The sequence below is a fragment of the Thermoclostridium stercorarium subsp. stercorarium DSM 8532 genome (assembly GCF_000331995.1).
Classification (GTDB): Bacteria; Bacillota; Clostridia; order DSM-8532; family DSM-8532; genus Thermoclostridium; species Thermoclostridium stercorarium.
Genome location: NC_020134.1, coordinates 539,546 through 560,994, shown reverse-complemented (window position 1 = coordinate 560,994; position 21,449 = coordinate 539,546). Strand labels below are relative to the sequence as shown.

The 21,449-nt window shown below is 43.2% G+C and carries 18 protein-coding genes; 3 read left to right on the top strand and 15 right to left on the bottom strand.

Going from position 1 to position 21,449, the window contains the following annotated elements; all coding sequences use genetic code 11:
• Complete coding sequence (locus CST_RS02440) at window positions 1-1,062, bottom strand: serine hydrolase (protein WP_015358237.1); 1,062 nt, start codon at window positions 1,060-1,062, stop codon at window positions 1-3.
• Between the two features lie 233 nt (window positions 1,063-1,295).
• On the opposite strand from CST_RS02440, the gene CST_RS02435 reads away from it, so the two are divergent.
• On the top strand, window positions 1,296-2,048 hold the full coding sequence (locus CST_RS02435; protein ID WP_015358236.1) for a LytR/AlgR family response regulator transcription factor: 753 nt from the start codon (window positions 1,296-1,298) through the stop codon (window positions 2,046-2,048).
• A gap of 109 nt (window positions 2,049-2,157) precedes the next feature.
• A complete protein-coding gene (locus tag CST_RS02430) occupies window positions 2,158-3,303 on the top strand; it encodes a sensor histidine kinase (RefSeq protein ID WP_242823581.1) in 1,146 nt (381 codons plus the stop codon).
• Between the two features lie 24 nt (window positions 3,304-3,327).
• Here the strand turns inward: CST_RS02430 and yhbY are convergent, their stop codons facing one another.
• From yhbY to serC, 12 genes are all read right to left on the bottom strand, one after another.
• Window positions 3,328-3,618, bottom strand: coding sequence for a ribosome assembly RNA-binding protein YhbY (gene yhbY, locus CST_RS02425; protein ID WP_015358234.1), 291 nt, complete (start codon window positions 3,616-3,618; stop codon window positions 3,328-3,330).
• A gap of 55 nt (window positions 3,619-3,673) precedes the next feature.
• Window positions 3,674-4,948: a GTPase ObgE gene (obgE, locus tag CST_RS02420; RefSeq protein WP_015358233.1), complete on the bottom strand. Its 1,275-nt coding sequence runs from the start codon at window positions 4,946-4,948 to the stop codon at window positions 3,674-3,676.
• A 165-nt stretch (window positions 4,949-5,113) separates the two neighbouring features.
• A complete protein-coding gene (gene rpmA, locus CST_RS02415) occupies window positions 5,114-5,392 on the bottom strand; it encodes a 50S ribosomal protein L27 (RefSeq protein WP_015358232.1) in 279 nt (92 codons plus the stop codon).
• Window positions 5,393-5,396: 4 nt separating this feature from the next.
• The gene (locus CST_RS02410) at window positions 5,397-5,726 is read right to left on the bottom strand and encodes a ribosomal-processing cysteine protease Prp (RefSeq protein ID WP_015358231.1); all 330 of its coding nucleotides are present in this window, start codon (window positions 5,724-5,726) and stop codon (window positions 5,397-5,399) included.
• Window positions 5,726-6,037: a 50S ribosomal protein L21 gene (rplU, locus tag CST_RS02405; RefSeq protein ID WP_015484873.1), complete on the bottom strand. Its 312-nt coding sequence runs from the start codon at window positions 6,035-6,037 to the stop codon at window positions 5,726-5,728. The genes CST_RS02410 and rplU overlap by 1 nt, the downstream gene beginning before the upstream one ends.
• 343 nt (window positions 6,038-6,380) lie before the next feature.
• Complete coding sequence (locus tag CST_RS02400) at window positions 6,381-8,006, bottom strand: FAD-dependent oxidoreductase (RefSeq protein WP_015358229.1); 1,626 nt, start codon at window positions 8,004-8,006, stop codon at window positions 6,381-6,383.
• Window positions 8,007-8,011: 5 nt separating this feature from the next.
• Window positions 8,012-8,575 (bottom strand): alkyl hydroperoxide reductase subunit C, encoded by a 564-nt coding sequence (gene ahpC / locus CST_RS02395; RefSeq protein ID WP_015358228.1) that lies wholly within the window; start codon window positions 8,573-8,575, stop codon window positions 8,012-8,014.
• Window positions 8,576-8,632: 57 nt separating this feature from the next.
• On the bottom strand, window positions 8,633-9,031 hold the full coding sequence (locus tag CST_RS02390) for a Fur family transcriptional regulator (RefSeq protein WP_015358227.1): 399 nt from the start codon (window positions 9,029-9,031) through the stop codon (window positions 8,633-8,635).
• Between the two features lie 159 nt (window positions 9,032-9,190).
• A complete protein-coding gene (locus tag CST_RS02385) occupies window positions 9,191-10,468 on the bottom strand; it encodes an Rne/Rng family ribonuclease (RefSeq protein WP_242823580.1) in 1,278 nt (425 codons plus the stop codon).
• Between the two features lie 15 nt (window positions 10,469-10,483).
• Entirely contained in the window at window positions 10,484-11,170 is a 687-nt protein-coding gene (locus tag CST_RS02380; RefSeq protein ID WP_015358225.1) for a TIGR03936 family radical SAM-associated protein, read from the bottom strand.
• On the bottom strand, window positions 11,167-13,038 hold the full coding sequence (locus CST_RS02375; protein ID WP_015358224.1) for a TIGR03960 family B12-binding radical SAM protein: 1,872 nt from the start codon (window positions 13,036-13,038) through the stop codon (window positions 11,167-11,169). The genes CST_RS02380 and CST_RS02375 overlap by 4 nt, the downstream gene beginning before the upstream one ends.
• A 176-nt stretch (window positions 13,039-13,214) precedes the next feature.
• Window positions 13,215-14,303, bottom strand: a complete 1,089-nt coding sequence (gene serC, locus CST_RS02370) for a 3-phosphoserine/phosphohydroxythreonine transaminase (protein ID WP_015358223.1) — start codon at window positions 14,301-14,303, stop codon at window positions 13,215-13,217.
• 369 nt (window positions 14,304-14,672) lie between these two features.
• On the opposite strand from serC, the gene CST_RS02365 reads away from it, so the two are divergent.
• Entirely contained in the window at window positions 14,673-19,631 is a 4,959-nt protein-coding gene (locus CST_RS02365; protein WP_015358221.1) for an Ig-like domain-containing alpha-2-macroglobulin family protein, read from the top strand.
• A gap of 75 nt (window positions 19,632-19,706) precedes the next feature.
• Here CST_RS02365 and CST_RS02360 read toward each other — a convergent pair whose 3' ends face one another.
• Together CST_RS02360 and CST_RS02355 are read right to left on the bottom strand one after the other, a co-directional pair.
• Entirely contained in the window at window positions 19,707-20,537 is an 831-nt protein-coding gene (locus CST_RS02360; protein ID WP_015358220.1) for a carbohydrate ABC transporter permease, read from the bottom strand.
• On the bottom strand, window positions 20,530-21,432 hold the full coding sequence (locus CST_RS02355; protein WP_015358219.1) for a carbohydrate ABC transporter permease: 903 nt from the start codon (window positions 21,430-21,432) through the stop codon (window positions 20,530-20,532). Before CST_RS02355 ends, CST_RS02360 begins: the two co-directional genes overlap by 8 nt.
• Between the last annotated feature and the right edge of the window lie 17 nt (window positions 21,433-21,449).

Here is a 21,449-nt window from a genome sequence, read left to right as displayed (position 1 = left end):
TTAGTTACTTTTCAGATTGTTTCTGGTAACCATATAATCATATATTTTTTTTGATATTTGTGCAATAACGTCGGACGCAACAGACTGGTCCGCATTTTCGCTCATTACCGCAAGTACGTATGGTTCTTCGGCAAAAACAATTCCAACGTCGTTATAAACACCTTCATAATTTCCTATTTTGTGAGCCACCTTAACGTCCTTCGGAAGCAGCTTGTTAATCCTGTCGTTCCACATTGTGTTCTGCAGATCTTCTATCAAAATTCCCGCAATTTCAGGATTTTCCTGATAAAAGCGGTAAAGTTCCCTCGCATAAACGGCCAGGTCATACGGACAGGAACGGTGATCCCGGCCGTAATATATCGTTCCTCCGATGTCCAGCATGTACTGCCTGATATTTTCAATTCCAAGCAGGCGTATAATCATATTTATTGCACAATTATCGCTGTATACAACGGAAAGCCGGGCCGTTTCGCGGACGGTGTACTCAGTACCGAAGGGTGATTTCTGAATTACGCCGCTTCCTGGTTCAAAATCCTCCTCCAAATATACAAGTTTCTCATCAAAATCTATTTCACCGGCCGCTATTTTTTTATACAGCAGAAGATTCATAGGCAGTTTTGTCGTGCTTGCCGCAATGTATTTCTCCCTGTCGTTTATTCCGAATTCTTCACCCGTCACAAGGTTAATGAAATATAAACCATATCTTCCGCTCTGCTGTGCAATATATTTCTCAAGGGTCTTTTTTAACTCCTCAAGTGTCCGGGGAACGGCTTCGGCTTCGAATCCGTTTCCCCGCCGGCCCGGTTGAACCGGCGCAGTTGCCTGAACGGGCGCAGGCGAAAGAGACAAAGCGGGTTCAACGGCCGGTGTTTGCGCCTGCGGAAACCCGCCCGGTGTAGCCGTTGGAAATCCTCCTGCACCGGAATATCTGTTCCCGGTTCGGTTTGTATCCCTTGACGGATAAATATTCTCGAATATAAAGCCGGTGCAGACCAACAGGCCGGTTAACACAAATATGGACAGAATAAAGGAGGTCTTTCCTTTCGGTTCAGCAGGTATCATAAACACTGAATTCCCCTTTTCCCGGATGTTTCATCAGCAGCGGCTGAATCCGGCTGCACGCTGGCAGATCTCATATTTCCACTTATATTATTATAGTCCAAATTTTAGTTGAAATTTTATTATTTATGTAATAAAATCAATTTATAATTATTTTTTATAAAATTATCTATTTATAGAATATTTTTTACAATTTATACTTTTATGAAAGATTTTTCATAAAAGGATGATTAATAATGTTCAACTTTGTAATCTGTGAGGACAATTTCAATACCGCGGTAATTCTGAAGAATATGGTAACCGAATACGCCAATGAAAAAAATCTGGATTATACTGTAAAATTATGTCACAGCAATTTTGAACAGGTTGTTGAATTCGCAAAATCCAATATAGGTCATGTAAATGTATACTTTCTGGATATAGTCCTTAACGAAAAAAACTCAACTGGGCTCACTCTTGCAAAGCAAATAAGGAAATTCGACGTTATGGCTTATTTTATCATTATAACATCCCATCCCGAACTGAGCCTTAAAGTTTTTAATTATAAAATAAAGGCCCTGGACTGCATTTTCAAGCAAGAAGAAGACCTGGAGAAGCGCATTAGGGAATGCCTCGACACCATTATTTCAGAATCTGCACAAATTAACGGTTTAACCCTGCGAAAACAGATTACTATTAAAGGCATTAACGGTGTTCACACCGTCAGTCTCGGCGACATCCTGTATTTTGAGACCAGGCCGGGCTGCCGTCTTATTTACTGCGTACTGACCGATCGTACCTGCATTGCATTCCGCCATACGATGAGAGAGCTGATAAAAGAGCTTGACAGCAGATTTTTCCAATGCCACCGCTCTTTTATTATAAACACCAGGTTTATTAAAAGATTTTTCAGAAACAAACAAAGCTGTTCGGTTATCATGGAGGACGGAAAAATCTGTGACGTAGCGAGATCAAAATGGAAGGAGCTAATGTCCCATGTTAGCCTTTGACATGCTCACTACGGCTTTTACCCGCTCTTTAATTCACGCGCTGGCGGCCAATTACCTTAATGCAAGAAATGTCAGGAAATCATACCGCTTAAATTTAAAATTTTTTAGCATGGCTTTTCTTATCTGCTTCTGGTCCTGCGCCTTTTTGCATGAACCGTATGTCTATTACCCGATAAATCTGTTTCTGCTTCCCCTCTGGATGTCTTATGTTTATAAATTAGGCATCACCGAAACTTTCGCATTGTCAACGATAAGCGATCTCATTATTTTTTTCGGCGAGCTTTCAGGGCAGGCATTCATTGATGCGTTTCCCGGAAACATTTTATACCGAACGGCTGTTAAAAATGCCGTTTCCCTGTTTATAACCGCCATAGTTATATCAGCCGCCTCCCTGATTAAAAAACACCAATTAAGCAAAAAGCTTACAAAAGTCAGTATTTATTACGTCCTGTTTTTCGCAGCGGTTAACGCCGCTTTTAATGTGCTGCTGTTCCTTTCCGGTACCGGTACGTACAACATTTACCTTACAAATTTCGGTTATAAGCTTTTCATTGTCACATTTCTGATATATGTTCTGTCATTGCGCGGTAAAGCCAGATTTGAGCAAAGATGCAGGGTTTATATAAGGCTTAACAGGTACACCAGGCTCATTGAAAACATGTATGACGATTTGGCCGGCCAGAAACACAATTTTTCCAACATACTCTTTTCAATCAATGGGTATTTGCTTGACAACCGTTTCAGTGAACTAAGCGAATATCTTAACAACCACGTTCTTAAAGATTACTGCAGGAACTTAAGCCACAGTTTTCTCGGCCCGTTAAAATATATACAGAACCCTGCGCTGAAAGGCATTGTATTTTCAAAACTTAATGAGGCTGCAACAAAAAACATAAAGCTGTTTATCAATATTTTTAACGAAATAGAAATAAACAATATCGATCCTTCTGATCTTGTAAAAATAATTGGCATTTTACTGGACAACGCCATTGAGGCCTGTGAAAAATCGCCCGATAATGAGCTTCATCTGGGGATGGACTCAGACAATACCCACACTTCAATACTAATCGGAAATACATATTATCAGCTGCCTGACTTAAACATGATTTGCGAACGCGGATATTCAACAAATGGCAAGGACAGGGGATTCGGCATGTATAACCTTAAGAAAATCCTTTCCCTCTATCCCCATGCGCATTTAAAAACAACAATAAACGGTAACTTGTTTTTTCAGGAATTGATTATTATGAAATAAAAAGTCAAACAGCCGCCCTCTTTTTTAAGGGAGCTGAATTACCTTGTTCTCTTTTGATTCCCTGTAAAGCACGAAACGGTTCCCGATAACCTGAACGATTTCCGCACCAAGGGCGGCAGCCAGTTCTTCACATACTTCCCTTGAGCTTAAAGCCGAATTTTTCAGGACTGTGGCCTTGACCAGTTCCCTTGCCTCAAGGGCCTCATCAAACTGTTTAATCACATTATCCGAAATACCGCCTTTGCCAATCTGGAAAATGGCGGGAATATCGTTTGCAAGACTTCTCAGATAGCTTCTCTGCTTACCTGTCAGCATTCGTTTACCAGCTCCCGGTATATTAATCTAACTGAAACACGTATAATTTTTCCCCTTACGGTATATAATCAAACTCCATACCGTCTCCTATCCGCACAGTATCTCCTTCTTGTATACCCTTTTCCTCCAGCGCCTGAATAACGCCTTTTCGCCTAAGGGCGCGCTGGAAATACTGCAATGATTCCCTGTCGTTAAAGTTAATTCCGCGGAGCAGATTTCTTATCCAGGGACCATCCACTACAAAAACGCCGTTTTCAATTTCGACGGTAAAGTCGTCCTCCTCTTTGGCCCTGTATACAACCTCGGGTGCTTCGGGCGCAAATATTTCGGGTTCAGGCAGAGTTTTCAGCATTTCATAGACATAATTGATCAACTCCCTCACGCCGCTCCCTGTTGCGGCACTGATGGGAAATACCCTGTATCCCAACTTTTCCATGCATTCGATGAATTCCTTTACCGCTTTCTCATCGGCCACGTCAATCTTGTTTGCCGCTATGATCTGCGGCCTTCTGGACAATTCTTCGTTATACTCCCTCAGTTCCCTGTTTATCACATGAAAATCCTCAACGGGATTACGCCCTTCCAGCCCGGAAACGTCCACCACGTGTATCAGCATGCGGGTTCTTTCCACATGCTTAAGAAAGTCATGCCCCAGGCCCACTCCTTCATGGGCGCCTTCTATCAAACCCGGGATATCGGCCATGACAAAACTTTCGCCAATTCCCATCGAAACAACGCCCAGATTGGGTGTTAATGTAGTGAAGTGATAATTCGCTATTTTGGGTTTGGCCGATGAAACCTGGGCCAGAAGCGTGGACTTTCCAACATTCGGATAGCCAATCAGTCCCACGTCGGCCAAAAGCTTTAACTCCAGAATAATCCATCTCTCTTCGCCCGGAGTGCCGTTTTTGGCGAAATTCGGAGCCTGCCTTGTAGGGGTTGCAAAATGCGCGTTCCCTTTGCCACCAATTCCTCCCTTTGCCACAATCGCAGTCTGCCCGTCTTCAACGAGATCGGCGATAATAAGGCCCGTTTCCCTGTCTTTGACAATAGTCCCGCATGGAACTTTAATGACAAGATCTTCGCCTTTTCTGCCTGCACATTTCTGGCTGCTTCCGTCCTGTCCCCGTTCCGCCTTATAATGCCTGCGGTAACGGAAATCAGCCAGCGAACGCAGATGTTTGTCGGCTTTTAAAATAACATTGCCGCCGTTTCCCCCGTCGCCGCCGTCAGGGCCACCCGCCCGAACATACTTTTCCCTGCGGAAGGAAACGGCGCCGTTGCCTCCGTCTCCTGCTTTTACATATATCTCAGCTATGTCTATAAACATGTTTCCTCCCTGAACCCTTGCTTTGTAAATGAGGCGTTCATGAAAATTGTGTGCTTAAATGCAGGAATTTAAACAAAATTCATGAGAAATTTTAAGATACATCTATTTACACAGACAAAAAGAGGACGATTATTCTCGCCCCCGTTAATCAAGTTTCACTTTTAATTACACCGCAATGACGCTTACCTTTTTCCTGTTCCTGCCCATACGTTCAAACTTAACAATTCCGTCTATCTTCGCGTACAAAGTATCATCTGAACCAATTCCTACATTGTTTCCGGGATGAATTTTTGTGCCTCTTTGCCTTACGAGAATATTCCCTGCTTTAACAAACTGACCGTCGGCTCTCTTCACACCAAGCCTTTTAGACTCACTGTCACGGCCGTTTCTTGTACTGGAAACTCCTTTTTTATGTGCAAACAACTGCAGATTTATTCTTACCATTGTTTTACACCTCCTTAAAACGTAACTGTATATATTCGCTGTAATCAGCCTCAATCTGCCTTAAACCTATTACCATTGTCTTCAGTATTATATCGGCTATATAACTTTCGGTTTCATTAAGACCATCGGGAACATGACACTCCATATAACCGTCACGTTCCACGAAATTTCTGAACCCTGCCAGTTCGTCCAGACCGCCCAGCGCGGTATAGACTACGGCCGATACCGCCGCACATACTATGTCATTCCCGGCGGTACCGAAACCGGCATGTCCTTTAACTTTAAATCCTTTTATTTTACCATCCTTATTGTGATAGATAACCGCTTTAATCATTACGCATTAATCTTTTCTATCTGTACTTTCGTATACGGTTGTCTGTGTCCGCGTTTTCTTCTGTAATTCTTCTTGGGCTTATATTTGAATACTATAATCTTTTTGCCCTTTCCGTGGCCAAGCACCTTCGCGGTTACGGCAGCCCCTTCAACAACAGGGGTTCCTACCTTTAATTCGCCTGCTTCGGACACAGCAAGCACCTTATCGAAAACCACAGTCTGGCCTTCTTCGGCAGAAAGCTTCTCAACAAAGAGAACATCGCCTTCCTGAACCTTATACTGCTTACCGCCGGTCTCAATTATTGCGTACACAACAAGCACCTCCTCTGCCCTAACTCGCCATGAAAGGGAGCATTTTTAATGCGTTTCAAACCCTTTCTATGTGCGGTAACCGTTTTATTTTAACACAGCTCAATGTCAGGTGTCAACCAATCAGATTTAAGTATCTTCTGTAATCCTGGTATGGAATTTTGATTAAGACATGTAGTTAATTATAACCACAAAGCACTCATTGTCATACTTAAAAAAAGTATAGCATACAATAAGAATTTTTCACTCCACGAGTTTGATTTTATTAAAAAATAGGACAGATAGCCAAATTAAGCTATCCATCCTATATTCGTTACACTGCAATCCATAAACATTGCCCACTGTATCAATTAATCTTTTCAATAATCTCCAGAATCTGTTCAATAGTCTTTTTGCCGAAAACTATATCTTTATCGTTCACAACCACAGCCGGTACACTCATTATGGAGTACTGGTTTTTAAAATCAGGGAAGCGGGCCACATCAATCATTTCCGCCTCAATATTCGGATTCTTCGCAGCCATCAGCTGGCATGCGGCAACCACATCGGGACAGAAAGTACAGGACAAAGACACGCCAATCTTTAAATTTACTTTCCGGTCAATCCTATTAATGCGGGACAATATATCTTCTCCAATTGACTGCCCGGGTCCGGCAACGTTATATAACGCAAGGATGAATGAATTTATCTCATGCCCTCCCGGGACACCGTGGAACTGTATGCCGGTATAACTGTTGTCATTTCTCAGGATTGCAAAAGTTGGGAAAATAGTGGCGTTGATCAGTTTTTCCTTTTCTGCATCCTGACCTTTTTCCAATACTTCCAGCTCTACTTTATCGGTAAGGGACACGAATTCTTCAAGGAATGACTTTATCTCTGCGCTGAATTCCTGTTGGGAGTCCAGGATTGCAAGAATTTTCACCTTGTTTTCAAAACGCTCAAAAATAGGGGCCAGTTGCCCACGCAAATCCTCTTCAAAGAAAACCTTTGCCGGATGTACTGTTTCCGGCGCATCTTCGGTTTTTATACCCAGCTTTTCTTTTTTCATCGCAATATATTTTTCGGCATGGGTGGCAGCTATTGCTCCGTCGGCAACGGCGGTTACAAGCTGTCTCAGTTCCTTGGCCCTTACATCTCCTGCCGCATATACTCCGTCAATGTTCGTGCGCATGCTTTCGTCGGTCACTATATACCCGTTCCCGTCAAGGCGTAAGTGTTCCGCATATTCCGACGTCTGCGGTATATATCCTGCGAACACGAAAATACCGAACGTCTCACCCGGCTTGGCTTCATATGTCCATGTCTCGCCAGTTTTGTTGTTTATAAATTTTGCATAGCGTAATACGTTGTCTCCGCCGGCTTCCACTATTTCGGTATTGAATTTTACTTCAATCTTGGGATGAGCCAGCACCCGTTCGGCAATCATTTTAGAGCACGTGAATTCAGGTTCCCTTGCGATAATCGTAACTTTTCGCGCATACCTGGTGAGGAAAATTGACTCTTCCGCAGCCGCAAAACCCGCCCCAATAACAAAAACGTCCATGCCGGTAAAAAATTCACCGTCGCATGTGGCGCAGTATCCAATTCCACGTCCGCGGAATTCGTTTTCCCCTTTGAAGCCTATTCTTCTCGGAACGGTTCCAGTGGCGATAATCACCGCCAGCGCTTCATACTCGGCATCCACCGTTCTTACCTTCTTAATGTCGCTGTAAAAATCAACCGATTCCACAACTCCATGTTTGAAACTGACTCCGAACTTTTCAGCCTGTTTTCTCATGTTCAGGCCTAATTCCTCTCCGGAAATGTTAAGAATTCCCGGATAGTTTTCAACTTCTGAAGTTATTCTGATTTGCCCGCCCGGTTTGTCTCGCTCTATGATCAGGGTTTTGAGCCTGGCACGGCCGGCATAAATGCCGGCTGCCAGTCCCGCACTCCCTGAACCTATTATAATAAGGTCATAAAGTTCTTTCATATATATTAGATCTTCCCTACCAGGTCAAGGCTGGGTTTCAGAGTTTCAGAACCGGGACGCCATTTAGCAGGGCAAACCTGATCGCCATGGGCTGCTACGAACTGAGCGGCCTGAACCTTTCTCAGCAATTCGGAGCTGTCTCTTCCTATGCTGTTGTCATGAACTTCATAAGCAACTATCTTTCCGGAAGGATTTACTATAAATGTACCTCTCAGAGCCATTCCATCTTCTTCAATGTAAACGTCGAAATCTCTGCAGAGTTTTCCGGTCGGGTCTGCCAGCATCGGGAATTTAATCTTCTTTATTGTTTCAGAAGTGTCATGCCATGCTTTGTGAACAAAATGGCTGTCGGTTGATACCGAGTAAATTTCAACACCCAGTTTTTTGAATTCTTCATAATTGTCAGCCAAATCGCCCAGCTCGGTCGGGCATACAAATGTAAAGTCCGCAGGATAGAATACAAATACCGACCACTTGCCCAGTATGTCAGCCTTGCTGATATCCTTGAACTCACCGTTAACAAAAGCCTTTACAGTAAAATCAGAAACTTCCTTGCCAATAAGTGACATATAAAACCCTCCTTAAATTATATGTTTTATTTTTCCGGATGAAACCGGTTAATTTGCTTATTCGGACTTCATTCTGCATTCAGAACAGATTCCCTTGAAAAACATCACCCTTGTTTCCACTTTGACACCGGTGGAATTCTCAATATACTCGTCAATTTTTTCAAAAATCTCATTGAGCCCTTCACTGTCGGAATCAAACACCCTTCCGCATCCGGTACATATAACATGCAGGTGCTCCTGAGTATTGATGTCAAACCTGTCGGGCGAATTGCCCATAGGTATTCTCAAAATTTCACCGGTATCGGCCATAAGTCCGAGATTGCGGTATACCGTTCCCAGACTTATACTGGGGTATTCTTTTCTTATGTCTTCATATATTTCAGCAGCAGTCGGATGATTTAATCTCATCAGGGCATTTTCTATCATCATTTTCTGTGCACTGGTCCGTCTGTTCATATTAATAACACCTACTTAGTAGTAATCGTTACTATTATTATATAATAGTTATTCTTAATGTCAATAGTTTTTTAAAAAATTTTATAAAAAAACACAGCCTTTCAAACAGTATTTTTTAAAAGGCTGTGTTTTATAAGTATTTCCATAAACAACCCTTATTCAGTCATTGTCGTGAAAACTGCGTGTAACCCTGCCGGTTCCCCCGCATTTCGGGCAGGGTTCTGTCAGTATTTCCCGGAGAGGATTCCGCACTTTTTTTCTCGTCATTTCCACAAGCCCGAGATTGGTCATGCCCGCTATGAAAACCTGGTTCGCGTCCTTCCTGCATTCCTCTTTCAGGATTGATAAAACTTCTTCTTTATGAGTTCTGTCCTTCATGTCTATAAAATCTATAAGTATAATTCCGCTGATATCCCGCAGCCTTATCTGCCTTGAAATAACCCGTGCGGCCTCACAGTTGGTTTTGAAAATGGTTTCATCCTGATTGTTCTTGCCCGTAAACTTCCCGGTGTTGACATCAATGACCGTCAAAGCCTCCGTCTGATCAAATACAAGGTAGCCGCCGCTTTTAAGCCAAACCTTCCGGGACAGTGCCTCCCTTATCGCGCCATCCACCCGGTAAAATCTGAACAGATCATAATCGGCCGAAAAAAACCTGACCTTTGCTTTCATTTCGGGCGCTGTATGGCTGAGATATTCAAGCAAGCTCTCGAATTCGTCACGATCATTCATGACAATATGCTTAATATTCAGATTGGCGCCCGACCGTGCGAGCCTTTGTACCAAATCCGGTTCCGTATATAAACACCTCGGCACGCATCCCTTTTCCTCTTTCTTCCTTATAATCTCCCATATTTCGACAAGTTCACGGACACATTTTTCCATCTCCGAAGGCGCAGTTCCTTCGGCAGCGGTTCTCACAACAATCCCCATCCCCTCGGGACACAGTTTCTTGACCATGTTCTTAAGCCGTTCCCTTTCGGACTCGCTTTTAATTTTTTTGGAAATACCGATGCCGGGCGAAAGGGGATACAAAACCGCCAGATTACCGGGAAGGGCTATATTCATCGTAACTTTCGGGCCCTTTGTTCCTATTTCGTCCTTTAAAACCTGGACGGTAATTTCCTGCCCGGGCTTTATCACACTTTCTATTTTCAACGGAAAAGGTTTTTTTTCATACGGCTGCTTTCTTACGGGTAAAACTTCCTCGGCGCTTAAATAGGCGTTCCTGTCCGCGCCTATGTCAACAAAGGCGCACTGCATTCCCGGAAAAACTTTTTCAACCTTTCCTCTGTATATGTTCCCGACAATTCCGGTTTTGTCCGCGCATTCAACATGCAGTTCGGCAAGCTCACCGTCTTCAAGAATTGCAATCCTTTTCAATTTAGGTTTTCTGTCTACCAAAATCTCCCTTGTCATAATACTCCGTCTGCCCAATGTTTACATATAGTGTTACAGAAATTTGCCGTCGTCTAAAGGAAGCCACCTGTCACCGGCACGCCCGTAAAGCATTATCCTGTGCATCCTCAGAATTTCAATATCACTGTTCGTGCATGTTTCCACGCCTGTAATGAATAACTCCGGGCGTACATTGTTTTCCTGGCCCGCCGCGAGTAATACATTGAAAAAATAGCTGTCTCCTCCGTTTCTTCCTCCGGTAAGTTCGTAAATCAGGGGCCGTATGTCAAACTCCTTTTCCCCGCTTTTGGTCTTTTTCAGAACAATAATCCTGTCCCTGTTCAGGACCTCCGAAATTACGCCGTCTATATTCTTCTCAGGCACAAGCCCGAAATCTATCCTGTACCTTGCGGCCTCAACGATGGCCATGATGTTTTTGCCGTTTTTCACTTTTTTCGCATCGGTCACCCTTACTCCCGCAGGCAGAGCGGAATTAAGCCTTTCGATAAAATCATACGGCTCATAATCTTCATCAAGCTCAACGTCGGCGAATTCCCCTTCACTTGAAAGCCCTAATGCCATCGGCTGCGCAAAAACAATATGCGGTCTCGGGTTAAATCCCTGGGAATGGGTTACCGGAATTTCAGCGCGCTTGAACGCCCTTTCAAACAGGCGCATAACATCCAGATGCCCGATATATTTCAATTCTTCGCCGCGATCAAACCTAAACCTTATTTTCATGGTGTATTTCCTCCCGCGGAAACGGTTTTACATATCCCGGCGCCGAAAACAGCGCTTCCACAGCCCGTACACTGTATTCTACAGTTCGGAGTGACAATGCCTTTGTATGCTTTTTCACATTCGCGCTGCAAAAATTTCTGAGATACACCCATGTCAATATGGCTCCAGGGCAGGATTTCGCCGTAATCCCTCGTCCTGTTCGCATAAAACGCCGGATCAATCCCTTCTTCCTCAAAAGCCTGCATCCAGGCGTCGTACTTAAAAAACTCGTTCCACGCATCAAAGCGGCATCCGTTCCGCCACGCCCGCAAAAGTACCCTGCCGACCCTTCTGTCGCCTCTGGCAAACACGGCCTCAAGGAAACTAACCCTTGCATCGTGCCAGTTGTATGTTATTGCTCTTGACACTTTGCTTAATTTGTCTTTTAAATACATCTGCTTTTTATGGAACTCCTCAACGGTATTCTGCCCAAACCACTGAAACGGCGTAAACGGTTTTGGAACAAAGCACGAGGTACTTACTGTTACATTAAGCCCTTTTGCCCTTTTTTCCTTAGGTATTCTGTAATATATATCCACGGCCTTTTTGGCAAGGTCCGCTATACCCGCTATATCTTCTTCGGTTTCAGTGGGAAGCCCTACCATAAAATACAGTTTTACATTGTTCCAGCCGCCTTCAAACGCAATTCTGAGAGAATTCTCCATATCCTCTTCGGTAATTCCCTTGTTAATTACATCCCTCAGCCTTTGGGTTCCTGCTTCGGGAGCAAAGGTCAGACCGCTTTTTCTCACCTTTTGTGCCTTTTCCATAAGATCAATTGTAAAATTGTCAATACGCAGCGAAGGCAGCGAAAGATTTATCTTCCTTTCTTCGGTCAGTTTCAGCAGCTCTTCGGTGAAATCGGCAAGACACGAATAATCGCTGGTACTGAGCGAAACCAGGGATATTTCCTCATAACCGGTTTTTTCTATACTGCCCTTTGCCTGTTTCAGCAGGACCCCGGGGGATTTTTCCCGTACAGGCCGATAAATGAATCCCGCCTGACAGAACCTGCAGCCACGGATGCAGCCCCTGAACATTTCCAGCATAATCCTGTCGTGGACAGTGCCGATAAACGGAACCACTATATCCTCAGGAAAGTCAACCGCGTCCATGTCTTTGATTATTCTTTTCCTTACCTTTTCAGGTATGCCGGGATAAACAGGCTTAATTCCCGATATTGTATTGTCTTCGTTATACGTAACCTTATAAAATGAAGGGACATAAACCCCGGGGATTTTTGCAGCCATCCTCAAAAACTCGGTTCTGCCGCTCCCGCTATTTTTCCATTCCTTATACGCATCTATTATTTCGAGGATAACCTCCTCGCCTTCACCTATAACAAAAAAATCAATAAAATCGGCAAGGGGTTCGGGATTGCAAGCACACGGGCCGCCCGCTATGACAAAAGGATGGTTTTTGCCCCTTTCTTCGGCTAATAGCGGAATTCCGGCAAGATCCAGCATATTCAGCACATTTGTATAACACATCTCATACTGCAGCGTAAAACCGACAATATCAAATTCCTTAACGGGGTCTTTTGTCTCAAGGGCAAACAGCGGAATTCCCCGTTCGCGCATGATTTTCTCCATATCCGCCCAAGGTGCAAAAACCCTTTCACAATAGGTATCGCTTCTTTTGTTCAGCACGTGATACAGTATTTTCATACCAAGATGGGACATGCCTACTTCATAAACATCGGGGAAGCAAAACGCAAAACGTACGTCAACATTCTCCGGGTCCTTTACTACCATATTCCACTCGCCGCCGGTATAGCGGGCGGGTTTTTCCACATTCATAAGAATCTTATCGTCAAGCCGTATCCTCATAATCTCCCATCACTACTTTTCTAAAATTATTTTATTTTTTATCATACCCGAAACTAAAAAAAATAGCAACGTGACATTACAGAACGGATACGGATTAGCAGGACGGATGCAAACTGAATAGAATCGCTTAAAAATGACGTGATTAACTTATAAAGGCAGACATCCAGTCTGCCCGCTTATACCTCTATCTTATTTCTTGCCTCAAATTCCTTCATGAATTCAACAAGCTTCTTAACACCTTCAACCGGCATCGCATTGTATATGCTTGCCCTCATGCCTCCAACGCTTCTGTGGCCTTTCAGGTTTACAAGCCCATGCTCTTCGGCTTCTTTTACAAATTTCGCGTCCAAATCCTTATTTCCGGTTATAAAGGTAACGTTCATCAACGAGCGGTCCTCTTTCTTCGCAGTACCCTTAAACATATTTGAATTATCAATGAAATCATACAAAATTTTCGCCTTTTCTTCATTTATTTTCTGCATTTCGGGCACGCCGCCGAGTTTTTTCAGCCATTGGAACACCAAACCGCAGACATAAATGCTGTAGCATGGAGGTGTATTAAACAGCGAATTGTTTTCTGCATGCACTTTGTATTGCAGCATTGTGGGAACTTCAGGATTGACTTCGGCGATTAAATCCTCCCTGACGATTACCACAACCACGCCCGCAGGGCCCATATTCTTCTGCGCCCCTGCAAATATCAGACCAAATTTTGTAACATCATACACTTCGGAAAGGATGTTTGAAGACATGTCTGCAACAAGAGGAACATTTCCTGTGTCGGGAAGTTTTGTATATCTTGTTCCGTATATTGTATTGTTTGTGGTTATATAGAAATAATCTGCGTCCTTGCTGAAGGTTTCAGGATAAAGCTCAGGAATATAAGAGAAATTGGCATCCTCTGACGATGCTACAACATTAACCTTTCCAAACTTTCTCGCTTCACCTATCGCCTTTTTCGACCAATAGCCACTATTTACATAATCGGCCTTACCTTTTTTCATCAAATTCAGCGGAACCATAGCAAACTGAGTCCATGCCCCACCCTGCAGAAAAAGAACTTTGTAATTTGAGGGAATATTCATCAGTTCTCTTAAATCTGCTTCGGCCTGCTTGATTATTTCTTCGAACCACTTAGACCGGTGACTCATTTCCATTACCGACATGCCCGAGCCATGCCAGTCAAGCATTTCTTCCCTTGCTCTCTGCAATACCTCTTCCGGTAATGTCGCGGGGCCTGCTGAAAAATTATAAACCCTGTCCATTTTTCATCCTCCTATATTTTTCTGAAAATAAGCTGAGCCTGACCTGTCTATAAATTGTTTTTCAGTCCGACGGTATTAGATTTTAGAGAGTTTCGGCAAAGATAAACTCAGCTTTATTCACTTACAAAGACAATAAATTTAGTAATATTTTATCACTCCATGTCATTACTGTCCATACTTTATAAATACATATTGTTAATAAATTAACAATATTTTTTAAATTTCAAACCAAACCTTCATGGTACTTTTGCGGAACCATACAGATACTTTTACCGTCTTAATAAACGAAGTGGTTAATTTGGCGTTTAACGATATTGAATTTCATTTTGACCGGTATCCCACATACCAAATATAGCAGGAGGTAAATTTATGAAAAGAATTATTGCATTGGTCCTGGCGTTCACTTTCATAACCGCGCTGCTCTGGACAGTTTCTCCGTTAAAAGCCGTGTATGCCGAAGAATACAGGAACGGCTTTTCCCTTGTACCGGATGAATATGACAGCACAGGAATCAGCACCGATACTCACTTTGTTTTAAAAACAGTGAATAAATACAGTCTTGAACAAATAACGCAAATGTTAAGGCTACTGGGCGATATTCCGCTTAAAATCACACAGAACAATGCTAACGAGTTTATTGTAATCCCTGAAAAAGAACTTGAACAGAACAGCCTCTATACTTTTGTCATAACCACCCCTGATAATGAACAGATATCATGGACCTTTCAGACACAGCGGAATTTCACAGTTTTAGGCACCCTTCCTGCAAACAGGTCAAACTTCGTACCTGTGAACAGCGGAATTGAAATTTACTTCAGCCACAAAAACTTCGGGGATATAGAGAAATATTTCGAAATATCACCAAAGGTCGAAGGGCGTTTTGAAACCAATGGGTACGCGGCGGTGTTTATTCCGAAAAAACTCGAACCGGGCACAATATATACCGTAACCGTCAAGAAAGGGTTACCCCTTAAAGATACCGGACATAAACTTGAAAAAGATTATGTTTTCGCATTTGAAACAGAGCCTGAGAGCAATACCGAGAAGGAATATAAAGGCAGCCTTTATTTCAGGTACTCGGTGATGGAGTTTTCCACAAAGGATGCACCCTTGATTCCGATAGATATATACCTTACCGATCACAACGCCACCAAAGCCGTTGTCAAAACAGCAATATACAGGTTTGACAATTCCGATGAATTTGTCAACGCTGTGAAGGCAATGTACGAAAAACCCTACTGGTCTTATTCGACTTATGGAGAAACACATGTACCTGTCGATAACCTTGCAAAAGTTTCGGAATTTGAACAATCTTTTGATCTGACAAAATGGCAGGAACACTATATATCCGTCCCGGAACCCCTGCCAAAAGGATTCTATCTTATACAGAGCACATCGAACGGGCTTACCGCCCAAACGCTTGTTCAGTCAACCGATATATCGGCTTACTATATCGAAAGCGATACCAAAACCCTTTTCTGGGTTAATGATTTAAAAACGGGTAAACCGGTGGAATCCGCAAAAATAACAGTAAACGGCGAAAGTAAAACATACACAACCGATTCTTCGGGTATCGCCTTTTTTGATACGGTTTTCACCAATCCCGAGGATACGGATTTAAATTATTTGAGTTACTATACAGTCCGCAAAAATGACGATGAGCTTGTATTAATAAATCCAAGGTACAAGATTCTTGATGACGTATATTATTCCGAAGAAAATTACTGGAGATACTTCCAGACTGACAGAACCCTTTATAAGCCCGATGATACAGTAATGTTCTGGGGATTTTTAAGAAACAGGAACGACAACACCGCCCCTTCCGAAGTCACGGTGGAAATTTCCGGGGGAAGTTACTGGTCTGATTATAAAGCCGGATTCCTATACTATTTCCTTCCCGGTATCCAAAAACCTTTAGTGTCGTTAAAAGTACCTGCAGATAACGGCTTTTTTGAAGGCAGCCTCAGACTTCCCAAGCTTTCACCCGGAAATTATCAGCTTACCGTCAAATCGGGAGATACTGTACTAATCAGCCATTATATAAAGGTTCAGGACTATGTTAAGCCTGCATATAAAATGACGGTTGAGAGCGATAAAAAAGCCATATTCCTTAACGAAACTGTAAACTTTACTATAACTCCGTCATTTTTTGACGGCACGCCGCTTCCGTTTCTGGATGTTTCGTACAGGATAAGCGGTTATCCGCCTTTCAGAGATATAGCAACCACGGTTAAAACAAGCGCAGACGGAAAAGTCACCGTTCCTTTTAAAGCAGAAATCTATGACAAATCTGCCGAGGGCGAATATACGGTTTACATCAACGCAACCGCATCACTGCCTGAAAGCGGGATGTTTAACGGAAACACCCATGTGAAGGTATATGTTAACGACATTTATGCTTCTTTTTCGTCATCGTTAACTAAAACCGGGAAAGTAATGCTGGAAGCAAAACTGAACAAAATAGACATTGATAAAATAAACAGCAGCGCCGGAGATGAATACTGGTACACCGAGGACTATCTGGGGGATCCTGTCGCAAACAGGAAAATTACGGGCACGATAATACACTATACCTATGAAAAAATTGAAGACGGAGAAGAATACGACTATATAAACAAAGTTGTAAAAAAACGCTACCGTTATAAGGAACGGAAAGAGAAATTGGGCACTTTTTCGTTTACAACCAACGAAAAAGGCATTGGTACGAAGGTTTTGGATCTGGAACGTCCAAAAGAAGGCTATTACACGGTGGAACTGACCTGGAATGACAACAACGGCAGAACCATGAGCCGGGAGGTTTATTTGTCAAGCTGGAATTATACCGGCATCGAGGACGAATACGACTGGTATCACCTGGAGACCGATAAGGAAAAATACCGCACGGGCGAGGAGGCGGTTGTAACCCTTAAAAACAATGATAAAACAGTTTCAGCCGGACCCGTTCTGTTTATTGAAGCGCGCAACGGAATTACAGGCTATAATGTTCAAAGCGGTCCCGAATACAAAACTGTTTTTTCCGCGGACAAAATTCCGAATTTCTATGTAAAGGCGGTATACTTCAACGGTAAATGCTATATAGAAACAGGATCGGTCAGTCTTGCGTATGATACCGCCGAAAAGAAAATCAATTTTGAAATGAAAACCGACAAGAGCTCATACCGCCCGGGCGATACGGTGAATATCAGCATAACTGCGACCGATGAAAACAAAAACCCTGTACCCGCGCGTGTTAATATTGCGATTATTGATGAAGCAATTCTCGAAATATCATATTACAATGTTGATGTCCTTGGCAGGCTTTATCAGTGGCTCAGCAGCGGTATTATCGGCTCTTATTCGTCGCATCTCGTGGGCCAGTCGTCGTTAGACGCCGCAGGAGGTGGTGGGTATACTGCGGTATCCGAGGAGAAAGCAATGTCCGTGGCATTCAAAGATTCTGCTTCGATGGATCAGATCCGGGCAAGAAGCGATTTCAGGGACACGGCGCTGTTCAAAACAATAACACTGGACAGGGACGGAAAGGGCACCGTTTCATTCAAATTGCCCGATAACGTTACATCATGGCATGTTACATTGGCAGGAATCGCGACCGACCTCCGCGGCGGAACCGGGGAATCTTCCCTGAAAGTAACTCTTCCGTTTTTTATCAGCGACAGCATGAATTATACCTACCTCAGCGGGGATTTCCCCTATGTCGGGGTATCGGCCTACGGTAACGATCTTAAGAAAGGCGAAGCAATCAAATATCAGGTAACCTGCGAGCAAAAGCCTGGATTTATCCGGACAGTGGAAGGCAAGGCTTTTGAACGTGTCAGCATTCCGCTCTGGCAACTTGACAAAGGAGTGTATGACATTGAAATAAAGGCGATAAGCGAAAGCGGTCTCACCGACGGTATAAGGCGGACAATTTATGTCATCGACACCTACCATGAAACAGAAAAAGCCGTAACAGAAACTTTAAAGCCCAATATGAATATAACCGGCGGTAAAACGGGCATTACTACCTTAATTTTCACCGACGCAGGCAGAGGAAAATTCATCCCCGCTCTGTACGATTTGGCTTACAGCGGCGGAAGCAGGTTGGATCAGAAATATATTGCTTTAAAGGCAAACACTATACTGGATGAACTAATTCCCGACAGGGAAAAGACAAATGAAATAAATATCGAACTTGGTCAGTACCAGAAAGACGACGGAGGTTTTGGAATACTTCCGTATTCCGAAAGCGATGTGGAGTTATCGGCGCTGCTGGCAGAATTTCTTAAAAACGAAGCGGTTGCAGTAAAACTTAAGCAGTATTTCTACTCACTTATCCTTCAGCAGCCCGGCCGAATAAATGCTCCCGCCCTTTACGGACTTGCAGCGCTTGGCGAACCGGTACTGCTTGATTTAAAAGAAGCCGCCGGTGTCAAAAATCTTACTCTGAGGGATAAAATCTATCTTGCCCTTGCCTTTGAAGAAATCGGTGAAAACTTTACCGCCCGGAATATTTATGAAAATGAAATAGTTCCTTATTTTGAGGTTAAGAACCCGTATATCCGCGTAAAAACAACCAACGATACGGACACAATACTTAAGGAAACGGCTCTTGCAGCACTCCTCGCCTCCAGGCTCGATACGCCCCACAAGGATGGTTTGTATCAGTATATTGTTAACAACCATTCGAACAGAATACTGGTGAATGCCGAAAAACTGCTTGTCATAACCGAAGAACTGAATAAGCTTCACAGCAGCGAAGCCTCATTTTCGTATGAGTATGACGGGAACAGATATAACGAAAAAATTATTAACGGCAGAGCGGTTACGGTCAAAATTCCATCGATAAAACTGAGTGAACTGAAAATAACTGAAGTAAAAGGCGAAGTAGCCGTAACATCGGTATTCAATGCAACACCGGAATTTCCGGAAGAACCGGACGAAAACCTGAAAATCAGACGCACCTATTACGATTACAGAACTGGGGCGGAGACCACCGAATTCCGGCAGAATGACATAGTTAAAGTTGTTATAGAATGGGACATAGCCCCTACCGCCATGGACACTCACTACGAAATAATCGATTTTGCCCCTTCAGGGCTGAAGCCTATTGAAAATCCGTTCAAGGCGGGAATTAATCCCGGCAGTGATTTTTGGTGGTTCAGGAATATTGACGGCCAGAAGGTAACATTCACCGTTTTCCGCGACGCAGAAAAGAAAGAGCCGCTTGTGTATTACGCACGTGTGGTAAGTCCGGGCACGTTTACCGCAGACAGCACAATTGTACAGGGCTCTGTTGTAAAAGACAGCATTAAGTTCGGGGATGCCGTCAAAATTAAAATCACTGAATAGCGCGGAGCTCATTCAATTAATTTACAGTAAAAAATAAGCGGGTACAGAAACGCACCTGACGGTGCGTTTCTGTATTTATTCTTTGACGCTTGTAAACATAACCGATTCAATGATCCACTTCTGGAATATCCCATATATTACTAAAACCGGAACAAGAAGCATTACCGAGCCTGCCATCATTCTCGGAACATGAGTATTTATCGCATACTGTTCGTTAAATTTCGCCACCATAACGGTTACCGGCTGCCATTTTTCATTTTTGATAAAAATCGTAGGTGCAAGGTAATCATTCCACGAACCTATAAACCATAACACGCTGTGAGCAGCCAAGGCCGGAGTTATAAGCGGCAGAATAATGCGGCGGTATATTTCAAAATAATTGCACCCGTCAATCTTGGCCGCTTCTACAACCGAATCAGGAACATAATTGAGATACTGCCTTAAGAAGAAAATCATAAGCACATTGCCTGTAAGCTTCGGCAATATCATGGGCCACGGCCCCTGGAGCATGTTAAACCGGCTGAACAGGACAAACTGTGGTATCATTATCGACGGAAAAGGAATCATAACTCCGCTGAGCAATATTAAAAATATAATGTTTTTGCCTTTAAAGTTAATTTTTGCGAAGGCAAAAGCCGCTCCCGCCGAAACAAAAGTTCCAACAATAACCGGAGGTACCGAATACAGTATTGTATTGAGAAATCCACGCACAAGAGGTATTTCATCCCATATCTGAATATAACTTGAGAAATCCCATGTTCTCGGCAGCAATCCGGCAAGGTATATATGCATCTTTGGTTTGAAGGAAGTAAATATCATCCAGATGAAGGGATAAAGCATTATCACCGACCCAAAGGCAAGAAAAACAAATACAACGGCATCAGCTATTTTTTTACGCCTACTCATTCCGCTCCCTCCTTCCGTTCATATAAAACTGGAAGGCAGTTATGACGAAAACAATAACTCCGAGCACTGTCGCAACCGCAGATCCGTATCCAGCTTTCGAATATCTGAAAGTATTGTCATAAAGATGTATAACCGTTGTAAACGTACTGTTGGCCGGGCCGTTTCCGGCAAAAACCAGTCTTGGCTCGACATACATCTGAGCCCCGCCTATTATGCCGGTAACTACAAGGTAAAATGTAACGGGCATCAGAAGAGGAACGGTAATTTTTCTGAAAGTATAAAACCAACCGGCACCGTCAATTTTTGCCGCTTCATAATAGGTCTTTGAAATACCCTGCATACCTGCTATGTACATTATTATAGAATTTCCAAGGCCTTTCCAGACAGCCATTATTATAATGACCCATTTTGTATATGCGGGATGACTCATCCAGTTTGGAGGGTTTTTTATTCCGATTGCCGAAAGGTAAGTATTAATCACCCCTCCGTCGGACATAAACATACGCTGAAAAATAAAACTCACGGCAACGGTGCTGGTTATTACCGGCGTGTAATATATGACCCTGAAAACTTTTTCATACCTGGTTCCGCGATTCATCAAAGCCGCATATATAAGTGAAAGAACCAGTCCAATAGGGATGCCGATCATATAAAAAAATGTATTTCCAAGGCTTTTCCAGAATAAAGGCGTATTGAACATTGTTATGTAATTATCAAGGCCCACCCATTTTGCAGACGTAATGCTCTGCCCGAGAGGCCAGGACGTAAAGCTGGCATACACGGTCATACATAAAGGTATTAGTACAAAAACCACCAAACCAATAAGGGGGATAAGCACAAAAGCATATCCCCAGATATTATCCCATACATGAAAGTATGATTTTTTCCGCTTCAAGCAGCAACGCCTCCCAC

Bases quoted from the DNA above. Each gene is read 5' to 3' on its own strand.
- CST_RS02440 (WP_015358237.1), bottom strand. From the start codon at position 1,062: ATGATACCTGCTGAACCGAAAGGAAAGACCTCCTTTATTCTGTCCATA.
- CST_RS02435 (WP_015358236.1), top strand. From the start codon at position 1,296: ATGTTCAACTTTGTAATCTGTGAGGACAATTTCAATACCGCGGTAATT.
- CST_RS02430 (WP_242823581.1), top strand. From the start codon at position 2,158: ATGGCTTTTCTTATCTGCTTCTGGTCCTGCGCCTTTTTGCATGAACCG.
- yhbY (WP_015358234.1), bottom strand. From the start codon at position 3,618: ATGCTGACAGGTAAGCAGAGAAGCTATCTGAGAAGTCTTGCAAACGAT.
- obgE (WP_015358233.1), bottom strand. From the start codon at position 4,948: ATGTTTATAGACATAGCTGAGATATATGTAAAAGCAGGAGACGGAGGC.
- rpmA (WP_015358232.1), bottom strand. From the start codon at position 5,392: ATGGTAAGAATAAATCTGCAGTTGTTTGCACATAAAAAAGGAGTTTCC.
- CST_RS02410 (WP_015358231.1), bottom strand. From the start codon at position 5,726: ATGATTAAAGCGGTTATCTATCACAATAAGGATGGTAAAATAAAAGGA.
- CST_RS02400 (WP_015358229.1), bottom strand. From the start codon at position 8,006: ATGAAAGAACTTTATGACCTTATTATAATAGGTTCAGGGAGTGCGGGA.
- ahpC (WP_015358228.1), bottom strand. From the start codon at position 8,575: ATGTCACTTATTGGCAAGGAAGTTTCTGATTTTACTGTAAAGGCTTTT.
- CST_RS02390 (WP_015358227.1), bottom strand. From the start codon at position 9,031: ATGAACAGACGGACCAGTGCACAGAAAATGATGATAGAAAATGCCCTG.
- CST_RS02380 (WP_015358225.1), bottom strand. From the start codon at position 11,170: ATGAAAATAAGGTTTAGGTTTGATCGCGGCGAAGAATTGAAATATATC.
- CST_RS02375 (WP_015358224.1), bottom strand. From the start codon at position 13,038: ATGAGGATACGGCTTGACGATAAGATTCTTATGAATGTGGAAAAACCC.
- serC (WP_015358223.1), bottom strand. From the start codon at position 14,303: ATGGACAGGGTTTATAATTTTTCAGCAGGCCCCGCGACATTACCGGAA.
- CST_RS02365 (WP_015358221.1), top strand. From the start codon at position 14,673: ATGAAAAGAATTATTGCATTGGTCCTGGCGTTCACTTTCATAACCGCG.
- CST_RS02360 (WP_015358220.1), bottom strand. From the start codon at position 20,537: ATGAGTAGGCGTAAAAAAATAGCTGATGCCGTTGTATTTGTTTTTCTT.